This is a genomic window from Bacillus sp. JJ1127 (assembly GCF_036965845.1).
Taxonomy (GTDB): domain Bacteria; phylum Bacillota; class Bacilli; order Bacillales; family Bacillaceae_G; genus Bacillus_A.
The window spans coordinates 4,467-5,040 of the sequence record NZ_JBALQK010000415.1 but is presented as its reverse complement, the minus strand read 5'-3'; the positions used below and the strand labels follow the sequence as shown (position 1 = coordinate 5,040).

General features: G+C 28.4%; 1 pseudogene. It reads right to left on the bottom strand.

Annotated elements, in window-relative coordinates:
* Positions 1–342: 342 nt before the first annotated feature.
* Positions 343–574: pseudogene (locus V7183_RS25355) on the bottom strand (XRE family transcriptional regulator); the annotation flags it as partial.

Below are 574 nucleotides of genomic sequence, written 5' to 3'. Positions count from 1 at the left end.
AAAGATAATCTAAAAAGAATTAAAAACTCAATTATTATTTTTGAAATACCTATTGTCATAGCTGCAATCTCAACAGTGTTGAAAATTAGTCAAATTGAAGGGGAAATAAATTGAGGAACTTTCGCTTTGCTTTCATTCTTTAGTTTAATATTGATAAGTGGGAAAATTGCATTTACATATTTCTTAGAAATAGAAAAAAAGCAGAAATAATTAACGGTAGAAAGTTAAACAATGTAGTGTAGTGTTTTGGACATAAACTATAATCACCTAACATAGAAAACAATCTCTGTTTTCAATAAAAAAAGAAGCGGGTACCTTTTTGTTCAAGGTATCTGCTTCTTTTTACATAGATTCTATAATCATTTGTCTTTCATACCACTTGTTAAGTTTTTCATTTACACTTTTTGAAATACGTTTCATTTTTTTATTACAAAATCTTGATAGGGTAGCAGGGGATAGATCTATTTCATCTGCAATCTCACGCATTGTTTTATTTTGATGCATATGCTGATACATAATTTTTTCCCGAATCATATCTTCTGATTCTGCAGTAGTTTGTTTTACTACATCTGCA